At 42.8% G+C, this 17119-nt stretch carries 11 protein-coding genes and 1 pseudogene; 9 read left to right on the forward strand and 3 right to left on the reverse strand.

Features of this window, described 5'->3' with window-relative positions:
* Positions 1-124 precede the first annotated feature (124 nt).
* The 6 genes from NYE25_RS27980 (at position 125) to sigK (NYE25_RS28005) (ending at position 10101) form a co-directional block, all read left to right on the forward strand.
* Positions 125-4474, forward strand: a complete 4350-nt coding sequence (locus NYE25_RS27980) for a glycoside hydrolase family 3 C-terminal domain-containing protein (protein ID WP_341147390.1) — start codon at positions 125-127, stop codon at positions 4472-4474.
* A 245-nt stretch (positions 4475-4719) separates the two neighbouring features.
* Positions 4720-5421 (forward strand): RNA polymerase sporulation sigma factor SigK, encoded by a 702-nt coding sequence (sigK, locus tag NYE25_RS27985; protein WP_042125228.1) that lies wholly within the window; start codon positions 4720-4722, stop codon positions 5419-5421.
* A gap of 805 nt (positions 5422-6226) precedes the next feature.
* Positions 6227-6832 carry a TetR/AcrR family transcriptional regulator gene (locus tag NYE25_RS27990; RefSeq protein ID WP_256716200.1) on the forward strand — a complete coding sequence of 202 codons (606 nt, stop codon included), beginning with the start codon at positions 6227-6229 and terminating at the stop codon, positions 6830-6832.
* Between the two features lie 60 nt (positions 6833-6892).
* Entirely contained in the window at positions 6893-8866 is a 1974-nt protein-coding gene (locus tag NYE25_RS27995) for an alpha/beta fold hydrolase (RefSeq protein ID WP_341147391.1), read from the forward strand.
* Between the two features lie 370 nt (positions 8867-9236).
* A complete protein-coding gene (locus NYE25_RS28000) occupies positions 9237-9476 on the forward strand; it encodes a hypothetical protein (RefSeq protein ID WP_341147392.1) in 240 nt (79 codons plus the stop codon).
* Positions 9477-9549: 73 nt separating this feature from the next.
* Positions 9550-10101 (forward strand): RNA polymerase sporulation sigma factor SigK, encoded by a 552-nt coding sequence (gene sigK, locus NYE25_RS28005; RefSeq protein ID WP_341147796.1) that lies wholly within the window; start codon positions 9550-9552, stop codon positions 10099-10101.
* A gap of 219 nt (positions 10102-10320) precedes the next feature.
* Here the strand turns inward: sigK (NYE25_RS28005) and NYE25_RS28010 are convergent, their stop codons facing one another.
* On the reverse strand, positions 10321-13473 hold the full coding sequence (locus tag NYE25_RS28010) for an amidase family protein (RefSeq protein ID WP_341147393.1): 3153 nt from the start codon (positions 13471-13473) through the stop codon (positions 10321-10323).
* 288 nt (positions 13474-13761) lie between these two features.
* On the opposite strand from NYE25_RS28010, the gene NYE25_RS28015 reads away from it, so the two are divergent.
* Together NYE25_RS28015 and NYE25_RS28020 are read left to right on the forward strand one after the other, a co-directional pair.
* Positions 13762-13938, forward strand: a complete 177-nt coding sequence (locus NYE25_RS28015) for a hypothetical protein (RefSeq protein ID WP_341147394.1) — start codon at positions 13762-13764, stop codon at positions 13936-13938.
* Positions 13939-14241: 303 nt separating this feature from the next.
* Positions 14242-14526, forward strand: a pseudogene (locus NYE25_RS28020) (sigma factor); the annotation flags it as partial.
* A gap of 38 nt (positions 14527-14564) precedes the next feature.
* On the opposite strand, the gene NYE25_RS28025 reads toward NYE25_RS28020, so the two are convergent.
* On the reverse strand, positions 14565-14852 hold the full coding sequence (locus NYE25_RS28025; RefSeq protein ID WP_341147395.1) for a hypothetical protein: 288 nt from the start codon (positions 14850-14852) through the stop codon (positions 14565-14567).
* 167 nt (positions 14853-15019) lie between these two features.
* Entirely contained in the window at positions 15020-15958 is a 939-nt protein-coding gene (locus NYE25_RS28030; RefSeq protein ID WP_339801590.1) for an AraC family transcriptional regulator, read from the reverse strand.
* A gap of 219 nt (positions 15959-16177) precedes the next feature.
* On the opposite strand from NYE25_RS28030, the gene NYE25_RS28035 reads away from it, so the two are divergent.
* Positions 16178-17116, forward strand: a complete 939-nt coding sequence (locus NYE25_RS28035; RefSeq protein WP_149647812.1) for an ROK family protein — start codon at positions 16178-16180, stop codon at positions 17114-17116.
* Positions 17117-17119 lie beyond the last annotated feature (3 nt).

A 17119-nucleotide genomic window follows, 5' to 3' on the forward strand; every position in this document is an offset into this window, starting at 1 on the left:
CAGAAACTGCATCATGTGATATCTCATCGACGACTCTTTAAATCTCTGAAGAGGACAGCAGCAGCTAGACTGTCATCAGTTACATGCGAGAGACTTGTCCAAAAAAATTAAAAGGAGCAATCACATGAGCAGTGGAATGAAAGGTTTTACCCTCAGAAAACTAGTTGTGGTCACCCTGATTATGGCGCTTATCATCTCCATGATATCAACGATCGCACCGAATCAGGTGAGAGCGGCTGACAATGTAGCGATTGAGTTTGCTAGAGGCGCATCCAACATGCCGATCTTTGATGGTGTACCTAGTCATCTGGACGCATTTGTAGATTTGATTTTAGCTGATATGAGCATCGAGGATTTGGCGTATTACGCGGATCAAAAGAGTGCCGGCACAGCCCGGACAATCGCGGGAGGTTATACCTTGCCGGGAACGGCAGCCGGCGGAGTGGACCGTGTTATGGGTGTAAGCACAGATATGCCGTCCATGCTCGCTTTGGGACAAAGCTGGAATAAGGATCTAGTCAGCAAAGTGGGGACAGTCATGGGGAACGAGCGGCGGGGAGAAGTCACTTTGGCCAATCCCAACACCTTGATGTTCTCTGCCGTATCTGATTTACGGACAAATCCACTTAGTGGCAGATTTGAAGAGGGCTACGCAGAGGACCCAGTCCTTGCTGGAACGATGATCAATTCCATGGCTAAGGGGATCACCGGGTACGGGGAGGCTGGCAACGAGGATGGCTTCTGGTTAAAAGCTCAATTGGGGACGAAGCATTATACCAACTATCTGGCACAATGGTTCAGAGCAAGCGGCCAATTTTATGCAAGCGCCCGGGCGCTTAATGAATACCAAATGAAAAGTTTCCTATATCCATTACAAGCCGGTGTGGTCCAAAGTATTATGACTACTTACGGTCGAACGAATGGAGTTCCTAACCATATCTCACCGAATATTATCCGTGCGTCGAATTCAAACCCGTATAGTATGCTGCCGGTAGGTGATTTTATAGCCGCCGATCGCGCGATGACCGCAGGCTTCAACAATGGTTATCAGAACTATACGGATGCTGATGGTGCGGCAGCGCTCCTGCTGCTTAGCGGAAATCATGCCAACACGACAAGCTCCACCCGCACCAACATTCTGAATGCTGTAAATAATGGGACTTTTGGTGTGACCCGCGTGGATCTAGAGAATAGCGTCCGCGGACAAATCGAGATGTGGGTACGCACTGGATATTTTAACGAGAAAAATCCAGATGGTTCCCCGAAAAGTTATCCGTTCTCGGATTTAGCGAGCGACCGGAGTCCGCAAATCTATACGTTGAACGAAAACCAGAACGTTGCGCTTGATGCTTCGCGGGAAAGTGTCGTTCTGCTGAAGAACGATAATAATTTGCTACCTTTATCCAAATCCAGCAACGTTGCTGTAACGGGGCTGTTGGCGGATACCCGGTTTAAAGCAACTTACTCTGTATCTAAAACACCGGTATTGCCTGGGGCTGGGCTGTCCCCACTTGGAGCCATTCGGGAAGCAATTGGTAGTGATAATGTTACCTTTGGTACAGGCGCTCCCGTAATTGCGTTGGATTCTGTCTCCAATCATCAAACGGTTACGGCTTCCACCTATACGAACGGTGCTCAGCTCACTGCGGATTTCATTGCACCGGATATGGCAACCGTAACAGACAGTGTCTATGTCTATAGTGCCGCCGGAAAAGCCTATACGGCATCCCAAGCCTTTGAGGCTTACGCATGGGGCCAAGGCGGCTATAGTTACTTGTCACTGGCAAATGGAAAATGGCTGAAGGACGTAACGAGCGGAAGTAGCCGTACAGTCCAAAACAGCGATGCGACCAAGCTCAATCTCGTGGAAAATCCGTTCTCTAATGTGGCGGATGCCAGTACACTTCCGGGTCGCTTCCGTCAAGAAGCAAATAGCGACGGAACCGTCTCGCTGATCTCAGGCACGTATTCGGAGAGCTTCGGAGGTGGGTTTGAAACAGCTTACTACTCTGCTGGCCGGTTTGTTACCGTGAACGGGGCGGATCGTCTTGATCTATCGTCGACGACGCTGACCAATCAAGCAGGCGCCGCGGCACGAACTGACAATCAGAAGTTTCAAGAGATTGTCTTGAAGGAAGCGGGCGCAGATGCAAGCGCTTGGGCCTCCGGCAACGATTACGCCGTAGTTGTCGTCGGTGCACCTGCCAGACATAGCGCAGGCGAAGGCGCCGACAGATCGGATCTTAACCTGGGAGAAGATCAGTATAAGATTGTGTCTCAAGTGGCGCAGGCTTTTCCGAAAAAGACGGTTGTTATTGTTAAGTCAAATGCGCCTGTGAACATGGAGGCCATTCAAAACAATGAGAATGTAGCTGCTATTATGTATCAGCCATATGCAGGTCAATACGACAGCAAGGCACTTGCGGATGTGCTGTTCGGTGATTACGCGCCTACTGGTCGCCTATCTTCGACATGGTATGCCGGAATGGATGCTTTGCCGGTTCTTGATAATTATTCATTGCCTGAAGGGGCGACTCCGGTGACTTTGGCCGAGCTCGATCCTCGATTTACAGTGGATATGACAAACGGTGATCCGCTTGAAAGTAAGCTGACCTACATGTATACCGATGCCCAAGTAACTTATCCATTCGGTTACGGGTTGGGATACAGCAGCTTCGAATTTTCGAACTTAAGCGTGCCGTCTAATGTTAGCGGCAAGGAACCTTTTGCCATCAACCTAGATGTGGAGAATGCTGGAGCTGTTAATACTTCTGAGGTAGTTCAGCTGTACATCAAAAACAATACCTCCAAGTACGGTGATCATACACCTAAGAAACAGCTGGTTTCCTATGAAAAAGTGTACATTCCGGCCGGAGAGACAAAGGCTGTTCAGCTTACAGTGAACCCATCTGATTTCGCCGTGTGGGATGTCAACCGTAATGAGTATGTGAATGAAACAGGAAGCTACACTCTGATGGTAGGCAAATCGTCTAGTGACCTTCCTATATCCGCTGCGCTCTCTTACAATAATGAGAGTATTGCGAAGCTTGATGCGGTCAATGCGCCTGCTAACATTTTCGATCATGCCTTTGCATCTAAAGATGTAGTTTATCGAGAGGTCTCCAAGCTTCGTACAGCAGAAGGGCTTAAGGCAAAAGAAGCCGAGAACGGATATTATGCCGTCATGTCTAAGAACAGCAACTCCTGGGTAGCACTTAATCAAGTTCGTTTATCCGGTGTAACTGGCATTACCTTGCGTGGGGCTTCCACGAATGCAAGCTCAGTAGTTGAGGTTAGAGCAGATTCTCCAACGGGAACCCGTTTGGCGGTCGTTACATTTGACGCGACTGTGCCAGCAGTTCGTGAGGTGCCAGGCAGCACCTTTAAAGTGACCGAGTTGGATTATACCGATGTAACGGGGGAGTTGTTGACGACACTCTCCGGTACGCATGATTTATATCTAGTCTTTAAAAATCCGGATATCCGAGTGGATAGTATCCATTTGAGCGGCGCAGTGCCTGGTAACGTTGTGCCGACAGCACAGGTCGGAAATCGGCAAGTCACTATAAGCTGGCCAGCTAACGCAAATGCTGAAGGTTACAACGTATACGTCAAGGAAGGGGAAACCTACACACCAATTACCGAGCATATTACCTGGAAAGATAACGGTCTTGGTGCAGTGATTACGAATCTGAACAATGGCCAATCTTACACATTCGCCGTATCAGCAAGCAATTTGTTAGGCGAAGGGGTTAAGTCGGACATATCGGTTACACCGAGAAGCGGTAGCAGTGGTGGCAATGACAGCGGCACGACGAATCCGGGAACCACTGCGACACCGATACCAACGCCGACGCCGACTAGCAGCGCATCAGCGTCTCAGGCACCAAACCCAGATTCGCAGCCGGGAACATCGGGACAGTCAGCAATAACTTTCCGGGATATCTCTAGCCGATATGACTGGGCAAGGCAGGCTATCGACAAGCTTGCGGCAGAGGGGATTATTAAAGGCACAGGCGATGGTTTGTTCTCGCCGGGAGGAAAGATCAAGCGAGCGGACTTTATTGTGATGGCAGTTCGGGCCTTTAAGCTCAGTTCGGATTCAACAGATCAGTTTGCCGACGTCAATCCAGGCACATATTATGCCGAGGCGTTGTCTATCGCCAAAGCGCTCGGAATTGCTAAGGGTGGTGCGGACGGAAAATTTATTCCGAATGCCGAAATCAGCCGACAGGATATGATGGTGCTGATCGCTAGGGTACTGAAAGCAGCTGGGAAGCTTCCCGAAGAAGGTTTAATTGCTGACCTGAAAGGATTCAGAGATGCTTCGAAGGTATCAAGCTATGCGGTAAGCAGCATTGCTTCACTGGTCAAGGCAGGGTTCGTTAAAGGTGACGGATTGAATTTGAACCCGGGTGGAACAGCGAGCCGGGCCGAAGCAGCAATGCTAATCTATAATACTTACAAAAAATGATCTAGTGGATAAAGCTTGATGCGATAGGCAATAAAAACCTGCGGTTGTCTCGCCAAGACGGCGAAGGCTTCTGCAGGTCTTTTGTTCATACTTGGTTAAAAAATAGAAAAACATAAATTTGTGTGTTTGTACAATTTCCCCCGTACATGCACTTCTAGGCATCTACCCACATACAATAAGATGACCATGAACCCGTAAGGCTAACAGATCGGTTTCATTGTACAAGTGCGGGAGGTGTCGCCAAGTTGCCTGGATTCTTAAGTACGATCGCGTTGCTAATCAAAGAACTGACGTTGCTGGTATCCTACGTAAGGAACAACGCATTTCCACAGCCGCTCTCGGAGCAGGAGGAAAGCAAATACTTAGGCATGATGGCTGAAGGGGATGCTAAAGCCCGAAATTTGCTTATCGAGCACAATTTGAGACTTGTCGCCCATATAGTAAAGAAATTCGATAATACCGGAGAAGACATGGAGGATCTCATCTCCATCGGCACGATCGGCCTGATTAAAGCCATCGAGAGCTATCGCCCGAACAAAGGCACAAAGCTAGCCACTTTTGCTGCCCGATGTATCGAAAACGAAATTCTGATGCACCTTAGATCTTTGAAGAAAACACGGAAAGACGTATCTCTGCACGATCCAATTGGGACGGATAAAGAAGGTAATGAAATTACACTCATCGATATCCTTGGCTCCGAGGCTGATGATGTCATTAAAGAAGTGGATTTGAAGATCGAGAAAAGCAAGATTTATCGTAATCTTGATATACTGGATGATCGGGAAAAGGAAGTTGTCGTTGGGCGATTTGGACTTGATACAGGTGGAGAAGAGCGGACGCAGCGGGAGATTGCCAAGGAGCTGGGGATCTCGCGGAGTTATGTTTCGCGGATTGAGAAGAGGGCGCTGATGAAGCTTTATCATGAGTTTTATAAGGCGAAGCGGTAGGGTTTACAATAGTAATAAAGATTCACAAAAGATTGTGTTAAAAGCGACTTGCCAACAGGGGAGTTGCTTTTTTGTTAATTCAAGTAGTTGGGCTAATTGAACATAAAAAAAAGCATATTCAGAAAATTAACTTTTTAACTGCTAAGGGGTGTTATTATGTCATATAAAGAAATATATGATCTACATATTCAATTGTTACATGTATATGAGAACAATGAAAAGCACCAAGGTCCATATCAGAAGCAAATAATTTACTTTAAGAGACAGTTTTTGATAGCTGAAGATATAGTTCAACGAATTTTTTTTAAAATCAGTTAATAAAAATTCATGAAAAAAGTAGAGAAATAAAGATAAAGTGGTGTTCAGAAGAATACTTTAAATGATGCATAGATTTAATATATATATGTTTTGAATGTAGGAATAAGCTTCTAGATAGATAACTCTAAAATGATCGCTAGCAAAAAAAGAGTAGTAATAATTGTCGCTAGACTTATATCTACAAGAGTTGAAATGATGTAGTAATAATATGGATATAATGAAAATATATTTTTGAGTCACTAACACGCCCTAGTCGCTTTTGATTAAAGAGGATGAATCTGCCGATCAGATCCAATAACCTCGTGAATATCTCTGGAATGTGGATAACCCGAAGCGGTTTAGTAATTCCATGACGTATTTAACACAGCGTTAATACTATATGTGGACAAGTAGGAGGGGGTTGAGATGAAAGAGGATCTTTTGATTAACAAAAAACTTGTTTTTATTTGATTAGTACTATATAGTTCTATCTATGACGAATAAAAAATTGAACAATGAATCTGCTAAATCTAAGAGTTCCAATCCGGTTAACCGGACCAAGGCAGTTGAAGTGGCTGCACAGTTATTTCTGCGTCAGGGGTACAGCTACGTTAGTATGGATGAGGTAGTACGGGTTAGCGGAGTATCCAAGTCGAATATTTATTACCATTTTAAAAACAAGGAGGAATTACTTCATGCTGTGGTGCAGTACTGGATCGCCCAGTATGAATCAGATCTTTACCTGCTGCTCAGTCAGCGTGAACGAGAGGTAACAGAACGCATCTATTCGTTTATGGCGTTACTGTCCGCAGGCATAGAGGGTCGGGATTATGAAGGAAGTTGTCCGTTTATTACACTGTATATGCAGACACCAGCCAGTGCACCGGAAGTAAAAGAAAGCATATCCCGTTTCTTTCGTGAGTTGCAGCCGATGATGGAGAAATTGTTCCAACAGGGGCTGGATGGCGGGGAGTTTCGTAAAGGAATCGAGCCGGGGCCAGCAGCAGCATTATTTATTGCGGCAATGGAAGGTTCCCTTGTGCTTGCGGAGACCGCGCGTGATACAGGAATTATTGAACAATCAGCACGTACTTTTTGTCAGATGCTTCGGTAAACGAAGCTCTTTTTTTGAATATTATTAGTACTTTATAGTACTATAAGGGGCGGATACACAGTGAATGTTCATACTACTCGTGAAACAAATACGGAGCACACTAGGGACATAAAGCAGGTTATTAACAAGAGGGCAATTGAACCAGTAATCATTTTCATGACAGGCAGTACAGGCTTTATCGGTAAGGAAACAGTAAAACAACTCGCGGCTGGGGACACAAAATTGTTGTTGCTTGTTCGTTCCGAACCAAGAGCCAGAGTTGTGCTGCAAGCTTACGGAGTGAAGAACTTCGACCGAATTACATTTATCCACGGCGATTTGTCCAAACCAGGTCTCGGCCTTGTATTGACTGATCGGCAGCTTGTTCTCGAAGCAGACGTCATCATTCATGCTGGCGGCACGATGGATGTTACTCTGGAGCGTAAAGAAGCAGAACAGATTTTTATGAACGGCGCGAAGGAAGTGGCGGAACTGGCTGGCGAGATCCATCGTACACGCGGACTGAGACACTTTATCCATGTTGTTGGATTTATGAGCCCGTATGGACAACGGGACGAAAAGGGGGAATACATTCAGGTCAACAAACTAGAAAATCATGAAAGTGCATATGAAGAAATGAAATTTCACGCTGATCTGTATATCCGTGAACATGCAGAGGCGAATCAGTATCCGTTGTCTGTTGTCAATCCAAGTACAGTCGTGGGACCGCGACCCACGGGTGAAACCGAGCAAACGGGTGGTATCGGACTGCTCATTCAGGCGATTCAGAAACGATTCATGCCTGTTGTACCGGGAGGTTCATCGTATTGGTTGCCGCTTGTGGAGAATGATGTGGTTGCAAAGACCCTTGTCTTTTTATCCAAAGAAACAGCTCCAGTGGGAGGAACGTATCCACTTTTGGCGCGCAAAGAAGATAGTCCTAGCATGAAGGAATTACTACATCTTCTGTCACAGCAAATGGATGTTCCAAAGCCCAAATGGGCTGTACCACTGACATGGATTCAAAGGGCGATGAAATCAGGCGGTACGCGGATCAGCGGTGTTCCAGCAGAATCGGTTTCTTTTATTACCAACAGAACATTTCCGGTGGAAGAGACGGAGGCTCTGTTCACACGTATGGGACAATCCTGGCCTGATATCAGGGAACAGCTTCCATTTGTGACAGCCGACTTGGATTATCGTCTCCGTCATGCATCATCTGGGACTTTGCCAGCCGGTTGTATTCGATCACGGATCGGAAATTTGGCTGCACTTGGTTGGGATGGTGAAGGAGAGCCGTGGATCATCGTACATGGTTTGCTTAGTTGTGCCGATGAGATGTTACCTTTGGGAGAACGGCTTCGGGAACTGACAGGAAACCCGGTATGGCTTGTCGATCTGGCCGGATTCGGTCGGTCACCTGTTCATCAGAAGAGTGAAGCGTTTGAAGGCCAGGTGCATGAACTACTCACCGCACTTCGCGAGTTGGAAGGCCCGATGAAGCTGATCGGTCACTCTGTTGGGGGCGCAATTGCAGCTACGGCGGCAATCAGGAGCAGACGCACCGATATTCAGCTTGGTTTATTGCAGCCCGCAGGTCATAACTCTAACCAGACAGCTCTGCGTATGGCTTCCCGTATGCCAAGAGGTTTCGTGCGTACCCTTCTGGCCGGGCGATCCGAAGCTGGCTGGAATCGTATGCTTCAATCAAACCGTGACACGGATCACCGTGTAATTAGAAGATTTGCAGAAAAGGTGAGGTCCAGTATGCAATCTCCACGCATTGCGGGTGCGCATACCGATTTGTTACGCTGGATTCATACCGGGAAGGGCAAAGGAGTCCAAGACAAGTTATCGATGGGGACGTGGAGTAAAGCTGATCAGGCGAAGAGCACAGTAGTGGTCTGGGGCAAGGAAGATGAGGATTACCACTATCCTGAGGAAATCGATCCACAGGTTAAATGCGTAGATGTACCCTATGGTCATTATTTTCCGGTATTTCAGCCCCATGATACGGCTGCGATTCTTGTAGAGTGGTTCAATACCAAGAGATGAGACGAGTCCAGTTCTCTACGGTGCAGGAATCCCGCGAATACTGTCGAAAGGGTCAAGTTCGATTAGGGTGTGTCTTAGAACTCCTAAAGGAGCAGATTTTGCCGAATTTAGTTCCAAGCCAGAAACTTTTTCGCAGGCGTACCGGGGTACGTCAAGAGAAAGTGACGCAGCAGGGGGACGAAAAGGCGGTGAAAGATGCCCTGAGTTTTTCTCTGTAGTTAAGGGACTTTTTCATTGCAATATTACAGATGAGGTTAAAAGAAATGTTGATAATTGGCTTATGACATACGAGAATGCAAATACCAAACCTCACTTTTATACAGTATTATTAAGATCAATCGGCTAAGAATATTAGTTTTTAGGAGGTAACATGGCTACTATTAAAATATGGGGAAAGGAACTGGTTTGTAACTGTTGTAGTCAATCAGACTGGGATCACTCCCAAATTAGAGTAACTATTTGTGATATTAGTAAGGGAGAAGAAAATTCAATACAATCAAGATATCTATTTAGTTGTACAACTTGCGGAATGGAGGTAATGTTTGGAAAAATATATGATTGGGAAAATAGTAGTAGAAATATTGTAATTGAAGAAGAAAATTCAAGATAGTTAAGTGAAAGGCCACATAGGAGCGTAAGAACTCCACGTGGCTATTTAATTGTTTGCTTGCCCAGAGACATGCATAATTCTGTCCATTTCTAGTATTACATCGCATCGTGTCCACAACCTCAAAAAATTCGATAATACTGGGGAAGACAGGGAGGATTTAATCTCCATCGGCACCATTGGTCTGATCAAAGCCATTGAAAGCTATCGCCCGAACAAAGGCACAAAGCTAGCCACTTTTGCTGCCCGTTGTATTGAAAACGAAATCCTGATGCACCTTAGATCTTTGAAGAAAACACGGAAAGACGTATCTCTGCACGATCCAATTGGGACGGATAAAGAAGGTAATGAAATTACACTCATCGATATCCTTTGCTCCGAGGCTGATGATGTCATTAAAGAAGTGGATTTGAAGATCGAGAAGAGTAAGATTTATCGTAATCTTGATATTCTGGATGACCGAGAGAAAGAAGTTGTGGTGGGTAGGTTTGGGCTGGATACAGGTGGGGAAGAGTGGACGCAGCGGGAGATTGCGAAGGAGCTGGGGATTTCGCGGAGTTATGTGTCGCGGATTGAGAAGAGGGCGCTCATGAAGCTGTATCATGAGTTTTATAAGGCGAAGCGGTAAGACTGATGACAATTACACAGTAATAATCCATTAATAATAAAACTTGAAAAGCGACTTGTCTACGGATGAGTCGTTTTTTGTGTGGATAGGGTTCGCCCTACTTATGATACGGTTCATCGCACTATCTGTAACGGCAAGTTATAAGGCCATCCCTTTCGGGATGGCCCTTCCTGTAAACGTGGTTACTCGAGTACTCTGTCATTTTTAATTGAATTTCTTTTAATTAATAGTTCCTAGTAATCTGGAAACAATTGCTGCAAACTCTGCTCTAGTAATATCTTTTTCAGGCTTAAATGTACTGTCTGCGTATCCTGTAATAATATTATTGGATGCGAGTGCATCAATGGAATCATAATACCATGCATTTCTTGTAACATCTTTGAATGATGTGTTTCCAGTACCTGTTAGCTTAAAAGCTCGAGTGATTAGTGCCGCTAATTCACCACGACTAATCTTCTCATCTGGACGGAATCTTCCGTCACTATATCCGTTCATCAAGCCTGATCCAGCAGCTGCACCAATAAACTTATTCGCCCAATGAGTTGGAGATACATCTATAAAGTTACTTTCTTGTCCTTCAAGTCCCATGTAAGTTGCAATTACTTTAATTGCTTCGGCACGAGTCAAACCTGAATTTGGACGGAATGTTCCATCGGAATAACCGGTCAATAATCCCTTAGCAATTAGTGCGTCAATGCTTGCTTTTGCCCAATGATTCATTGTATCTAGAAAACTAACAACTTTCGGCTTATCTGCTGGTGTTATTGTTTCTGCAGGTGCCGTTGTTTCTATAGGCGTTGTTACTGCTGGAGGTGTACCTCCTCCAGTATTTGGATTGGTTGGTCCATTATCTGTGTTTGGATTAGGATTAGTAGAGTTTGAAACATATTGAAGTGCTGGAGCAAATGTTGTAAGTAGTCTAGCTTGACTTTGTTGCTCAAGAGCGTAGCCCATGCCTAAAATTTTTGCATCGTCCCATGCTCTACCAACCAGTTGCATAGAAATAGAATATCCGCTGTCATTCGTTCCTACAGGAACAACTACCGTAGGGAGACCCACATTAGAGGTTAATACGCCCGTGTTACGGTCAGAACTTAATTGAGAAGCTGATGCGTCATTGTTATATACGTCACTAATAAAACCTGCATAAACAACAGCATCAACGCCATTCGCGTCCATCCAGTTTTTAATAACTTCCTTATAGTCGGTTCTATACTTAATGTAATCTTGTACAGCTTGTTCAGTCATACGAGTTGGAGTACTATATCCTCTTTGATTATAGATAAGCACCTTATCTGAAGCTAGTACACTTGCTCCATCAATATAAGGGAAGTCCTTATGAAGCTCAATATAACGTGCCCAACCTTCAGTAGATCCATTAATACCTGAAGGACGACTAGGGCCTGATGGTACAGTTGACATTTCAACCATTGTCGCCCCCGCTGCTTGAAGCTCTGAGAACTTATCCATCACTGCCCGTCCAGTATCATCATCAGCATATGCAGATACAAAGGATGCAGGAATATATCCAATTTTCTTTCCTTTCAATGCATTAGCATCCAGAGATTCCTTCCAATCCACTGGACGCTTATGATCTGCATCAGCAGTGACTGTGAAAATATCTTGTGGGTCCGTACCCGTTGTAGTATTCAATATAATAGCTAGGTCAGTTACTGTTTTAGCAATGGGACCTGCATAATCTTGTCCCCAAGTGAGTGGAAGTACTCCTGTAGTACTTGCCATACCGTCTGTACCCCGGAAGCTTTTTAAGCTAGCGCCTGTAGTTGGTGCATAGAGAGATACCCCTGTTTGCGATCCCATTGCTGCTGCTGCAAAATCAGCTGCAACAGATACTGCAGACCCGCCGCTTGAGCCAAAAGATGTTTTTGATGGATAGAGTGCATTCCATGTTTGCTGCCAGCCGCTCTCACTAAAGCTTCCGCTGTTAGCAAACTCAGAAGTATTTACTTTACCAATAATTACAGCTCCAGCTTCCCGCAGCTTTTTCACTTGGAATGCATCGGAATCAGGCTGCCAGCCTTCAAGAGCTTTACTGCCACCTGTAGTAGGCATATCCTTTGTGTCATAAATATCTTTTATCGCAATTGGAATACCTAATAAATCACCTTTTACACCTTGTGCACGGGCATCGTCAGCAGCTTTTGCTTGGTTAAGCGCAGTTTCAGATACATACAGGAATGCATGGAATCCCAATTGTCCCTCATCGTATACCTTAATTCTATCTAAATAGGCTTGAGTAATTTGTACAGAAGTAGTTTTACCATTAATCATATCCTTCTGCATTTCTGCAATTGATTTATTCTTAACATCATACGGCGATGAAGTTATTAATTCTTTGGCCGCAGGAGCATTTGGAATATCCAGATGATCTCCAGTATCAAGTCCCTCTATAGCAGATATATCCCAGTTGCTAATTGAACGAATTTGTGCGTTTGTTAATCCTGTTACATCCAGCAGACTATTAAGTCCATCTAGCATAGCAACCAGATTTTTCAACCCTTCTTCACCAGCTTCTCCAACTTGTACATAATTTACTAGGGACTTCGATTCGCCCGGCCCAATATTTAGTGAATTAATGAACCCATAGAAATTCGCTTCATTTCCATACTCAGCTAAGGGTACTGTGAATGGATCCTGTTGCTGATTCCCTAGACCTGTTAATCCATTATCAAACGGTTTTGGAGATCCCACTGCAACGCCTAGCGGCTTATTGTTTCTGGCACTGCTATCTACAACAATCCATGAATCATCTGTAGTTACCTTTAGATCGCCTGAGTAGGTTGCCTTAACTACTGAAGCATTTGTTGTTGTACCATATCCTAAAGAGCCACCGAATGATACATCAACTTTTATAGCGACATCATTTTTATTAGTGAATGTATCAAAGAATCTCGTTCGATTATGAATAGTATCCACATACACCTCACGTGTTACAGTTACATTTCCTAGATTTACAGATTGAGCCGAAGTAAACTTATTAACGCCATCGTATTTCAAGTCAAAACCACGCATCATTTGACCATTCATCAGTGGAGCTGAAGGCGAGGACACTTTAACAAAGATATTGCCGAAAGCTTGTACTTGTGTAGCACCAACTGTACGTAAACTTCCTGTGTCTAAGCTAGGAGCAAAAACATCGTGAATCTCCCATACTGTGCCACTTTCTGAAGTAACTCTAGTTAAAGCATCAGCTGTTTGGAACGGAATTACACTCGTAGCAATAACAGATAACACAATTGAAGTAGCTATAAATTGCTTTTTACTCCAATTTTTTTTTGCTGGTGAATATTCAGATCGGGTGGAACCAGAATGATCTCTTTTAGTTTCACGTAGACGTTTGAACTTATTCATGTGCGTAATCTCCTTTTCCTTTATGTATTTTATTATTTAATGTTAGGAAATATAACACTTGTATTTGTTTCAGTCAATAAATATTATGAATTTAATATATTTTGAGTTTATAAAAAGGAGAAAAAGGCTTTTTTAATTATTGCGTGTAATGTATATGTAAACTATTTTATTAAATATATAACGTTGTATGATATGTTTTAGGGTTGTAGGATATTGAGTATCATCATCCGGCTGCATCATCAAAAATCTTGAATTTCACGAAATCAAAAAGAAGAGGAACAGCTAATAATGAACGGAGAATATTATGTTTTTCATTTCATGAAAGTGGAAGATTTCTATATGGGAGAATGGCATAAAGCAGAATCGCTGATGATTCCAGATGCACTAGCCCGCAAGATCAATAATGGGCATCCTGAAAAGAGTAAAGTATCTGCTGGGAAAGAAGCCATAAGAATAGCCAGGTAGTATATCTGGAATAAGTGGGATTTCATTGTGGAAACCACTTTAGCGGGTGGTAACGTTATAAGGCAGATGAGGGATACAAAGGAATAAGGCTTTGAAATTATTGTGTTTTATGTGGGACTAGCAGATGTTCGGCTAAATATTGAATGTATTGCTCTACGTGTGAAAAACGGTGGCTATCATATTGAAGCCGAAGATATTGTTAGACGCAATTTAACAAGTATGATTAATCTGATATCTCACTTAGAGTTGATTGATCAATTAATTGTTATTGATAATAGTAAAGCTGTAATTGGCTAATTTTTTTTGACATCACATCGTGTCCATAACCTCAAGAAATTCGATAACACTGGGGAGGACATGGAGGATCTGATCTCCATTGGCACCATCGGCCTGATTAAAGCTATTGAGAGCTATCGTCCAAACAAAGGAACCAAACTAGCCACATTTGCTGCTCGTTGTATTGAAAACGAAATCCTGATGCACCTGCGTTCGCTCAAGAAAACACGTAAAGACGTAACCCTGCACGATCCGATTGGAACGGACAAAGAGGGTAACGAAATCACGCTCATAGATATCCTTGGCTTCGAAATTATTTTTAGGTCTACCATAGTTTCGTGTAAGTAAACTCATTCCAAATGAAGCGAACGATTCAATATTTCTGAAAGTGACTCCCTTGATCGTGCATTTAAGTTGCCCCTACTGCGGGAAAAATGCGCTAAATCTATAACCACGGCAACCGGATTAAGCAGACCCATCGCAGGATGATTCTCATAATAAGCAAGTAATTCTTTCGATGTCCTGCATAGAATGATGTCCTGCAAAGAGTCACCACGCAAATCATGCAACCCCGTATTGCAGGTATGACCTTCCCGGATAGCAAAATCATCAATACCTAACACCCCTCCAAGTTTCACTCGTTCCTCATGATAACATCAGTTTTTTTTGAGTGACTACTTGAAGGGCATACTACCACTTGTCGGTTTTCTTATAAGATTAATATATAAAACAAGTCGAATACGTATATCCCCAAAGTGCTTTGATTTGCTGGTTGAAAACAAAAAAACGCTATTCAGATTCTTGATCAGTTTATAGAAGCGCTCTGTAAATAAGTTTCAGTATATTCTGGTACTAACAGCGTTTGTTGGTTGAGCTTTCTCTTGAACTCCCCAGGCGGCATTCCCATTTCTGCTGAAAAAACAGTGGTAAAATAGTGAACTGTTTTAAAACCTGACATTTCTGAAATTTCTTTGAGGGTAAGGTCGGTATCTGAGAGGAGGATGCTGGCTTTTCTCATTCTCTCTCTTTTAATATAATTTGAAAACGATTGGCCTAATTCATCCTGGAAAATACGTGATAAGTGTCTTTCTGAAATGTGAATAAAATCCGCTACATCGCTCATTTTCAATGATTGAGATAGGTTGTCATGGATGTATAGCTTCGCTTGATAGACTAAGGACGAATAAATACGAATTTCTTTATTCTTTTTGTATTTAATTTGTTGTTCATTAAATAAACCAACAATACTTGAATAGAAAGAAGAACATAAGCCTTGAAAGCAGTCGTTGAACAATAGGTAAAAATCACAGGCCATAACGAGGATTGAAGTCCATAGTTTTACAACGGGAGATTGGCTAGCATTATTAATAATGAATTTTTTCGTTTTTTCTAGATTAGTGAAAAGTTCTATTAATTTCTTTGTTGATTTTGTTTTTATAATTTCAAATCCAACAAAAATAATTTCCAATCCAGTTTCGCTTAAAATTTGGTGTTTAACGAAGGGGCGGGAAAGGAAAAGGGACCCACTCGTTATATGAAATGAATGTCCATCATCCATATACTCACCTTCACCGTTGACAATATAACACAGTTCAAAATAAGAATGTTGATGTGGCTTGTTATTGTAATGATCGGGTTGAGCACCCCAATAGTGAATTAGAATGGAAACATCACTTCCATTGACTTGAATAGATTCCTGATTAAGAGCAATTGAACCATCTATAAACAAATCAGTCCATTCCATGGCTGTCTTCCCCTTTCAAAATAATGATGAACCACATTAATGTTCCCGCTTTGATAGTAGCATATTTCTCCACGAGTGTATCACGAATGTCTCGATTTTATAAAAATATGACTGGTTTCTCAAAAGATTAAGGAGAGAACAAGATTTATACTAAAATTAAATATTGAATGATCCAATATAAAAAGGGTATTTTGCCAAAAAGGGATGTGAAGAGTTGTAATGAATAAATATTCGATCGCATTTGATGTCGGAGGATTGTTTATAAAATCAGCTGTTTTAAACGACGATGGGGAAATAGTTCCTAACTCGTATGCCATCTTCCCCTCGAAATCAAAAGAGACTAAAGAAGGTATCATTGAACATTTGGTGTTCATCATTAAGCAGCAAACAAATGGAATTTTGGATAAAGACTTCGAAATAACTGGAGTTGGCTATGCATTTCCAGGTCCATTTGATTATGAAAGCGGGATAAGTTACATCAAAGGTATCGATAAATTTGAAGAGATATACGAAGTGAACCTTCGTGATCTATTAATAAATCGTCTTAAACAAGAAAGTTCTTTTCATTCAAAGACAAGTAATGAGTTTCAGATTGTTTTTGATAATGATGCTAGCCTGTTTGCTTTAGGAGAACATGTATCCGGCAAGGCTGGAGGTTACAACAAATCCATCTTTTTAACGATTGGTACGGGGGCAGGATCGGCATTTATGGAAAATGGAAAATTGGTAAAAGACAGACAAGATATACCGGAAAATGGATGGATCTATAATCAACCATTTAAGCAATCCATAGTCGATGACTATATTTCTAAAAGAGGTATCTTAAAACTGGCGAATGAATTAGGCCTTAGTACATCAGACAACGAAGTGGAAACATTAGCCGCTATGGGCAAAAATGAAGACCAGAGGGCAAAGATGGCATTCCGAATGTTTGGAGAATATATAGGAAAAGCTTTAAATCCATATATAAAAAGTTTTAAACCAGATGCGATCATTCTTGGCGGTCAAATTACAAAAAGTAAAGATTTGTTTATGAATGGGGTTTATGAAACGCTTGAGAACAAAACGGTAAACATTGAATGTTCTGAAGAAACCTCACTGAGTACATTTAAAGGTGTAGCAAATCTATTAAAGCAATCTATTAGAAGGAAGGAATAAAAT

The sequence above is a fragment of the Paenibacillus sp. FSL E2-8871 genome (genome assembly GCF_038000345.1).
Lineage (GTDB): Bacteria > Bacillota > Bacilli > Paenibacillales > Paenibacillaceae > Paenibacillus_AQ.

Bases quoted from the DNA above. Each gene is read 5' to 3' on its own strand.
- NYE25_RS27980 (WP_341147390.1), top strand. From the start codon at position 125: ATGAGCAGTGGAATGAAAGGTTTTACCCTCAGAAAACTAGTTGTGGTC.
- NYE25_RS28000 (WP_341147392.1), top strand. From the start codon at position 9,237: ATGGCTACTATTAAAATATGGGGAAAGGAACTGGTTTGTAACTGTTGT.
- NYE25_RS28010 (WP_341147393.1), bottom strand. From the start codon at position 13,473: ATGAATAAGTTCAAACGTCTACGTGAAACTAAAAGAGATCATTCTGGT.
- NYE25_RS28015 (WP_341147394.1), top strand. From the start codon at position 13,762: ATGAACGGAGAATATTATGTTTTTCATTTCATGAAAGTGGAAGATTTC.
- NYE25_RS28030 (WP_339801590.1), bottom strand. From the start codon at position 15,958: ATGGAATGGACTGATTTGTTTATAGATGGTTCAATTGCTCTTAATCAG.
- NYE25_RS28035 (WP_149647812.1), top strand. From the start codon at position 16,178: ATGAATAAATATTCGATCGCATTTGATGTCGGAGGATTGTTTATAAAA.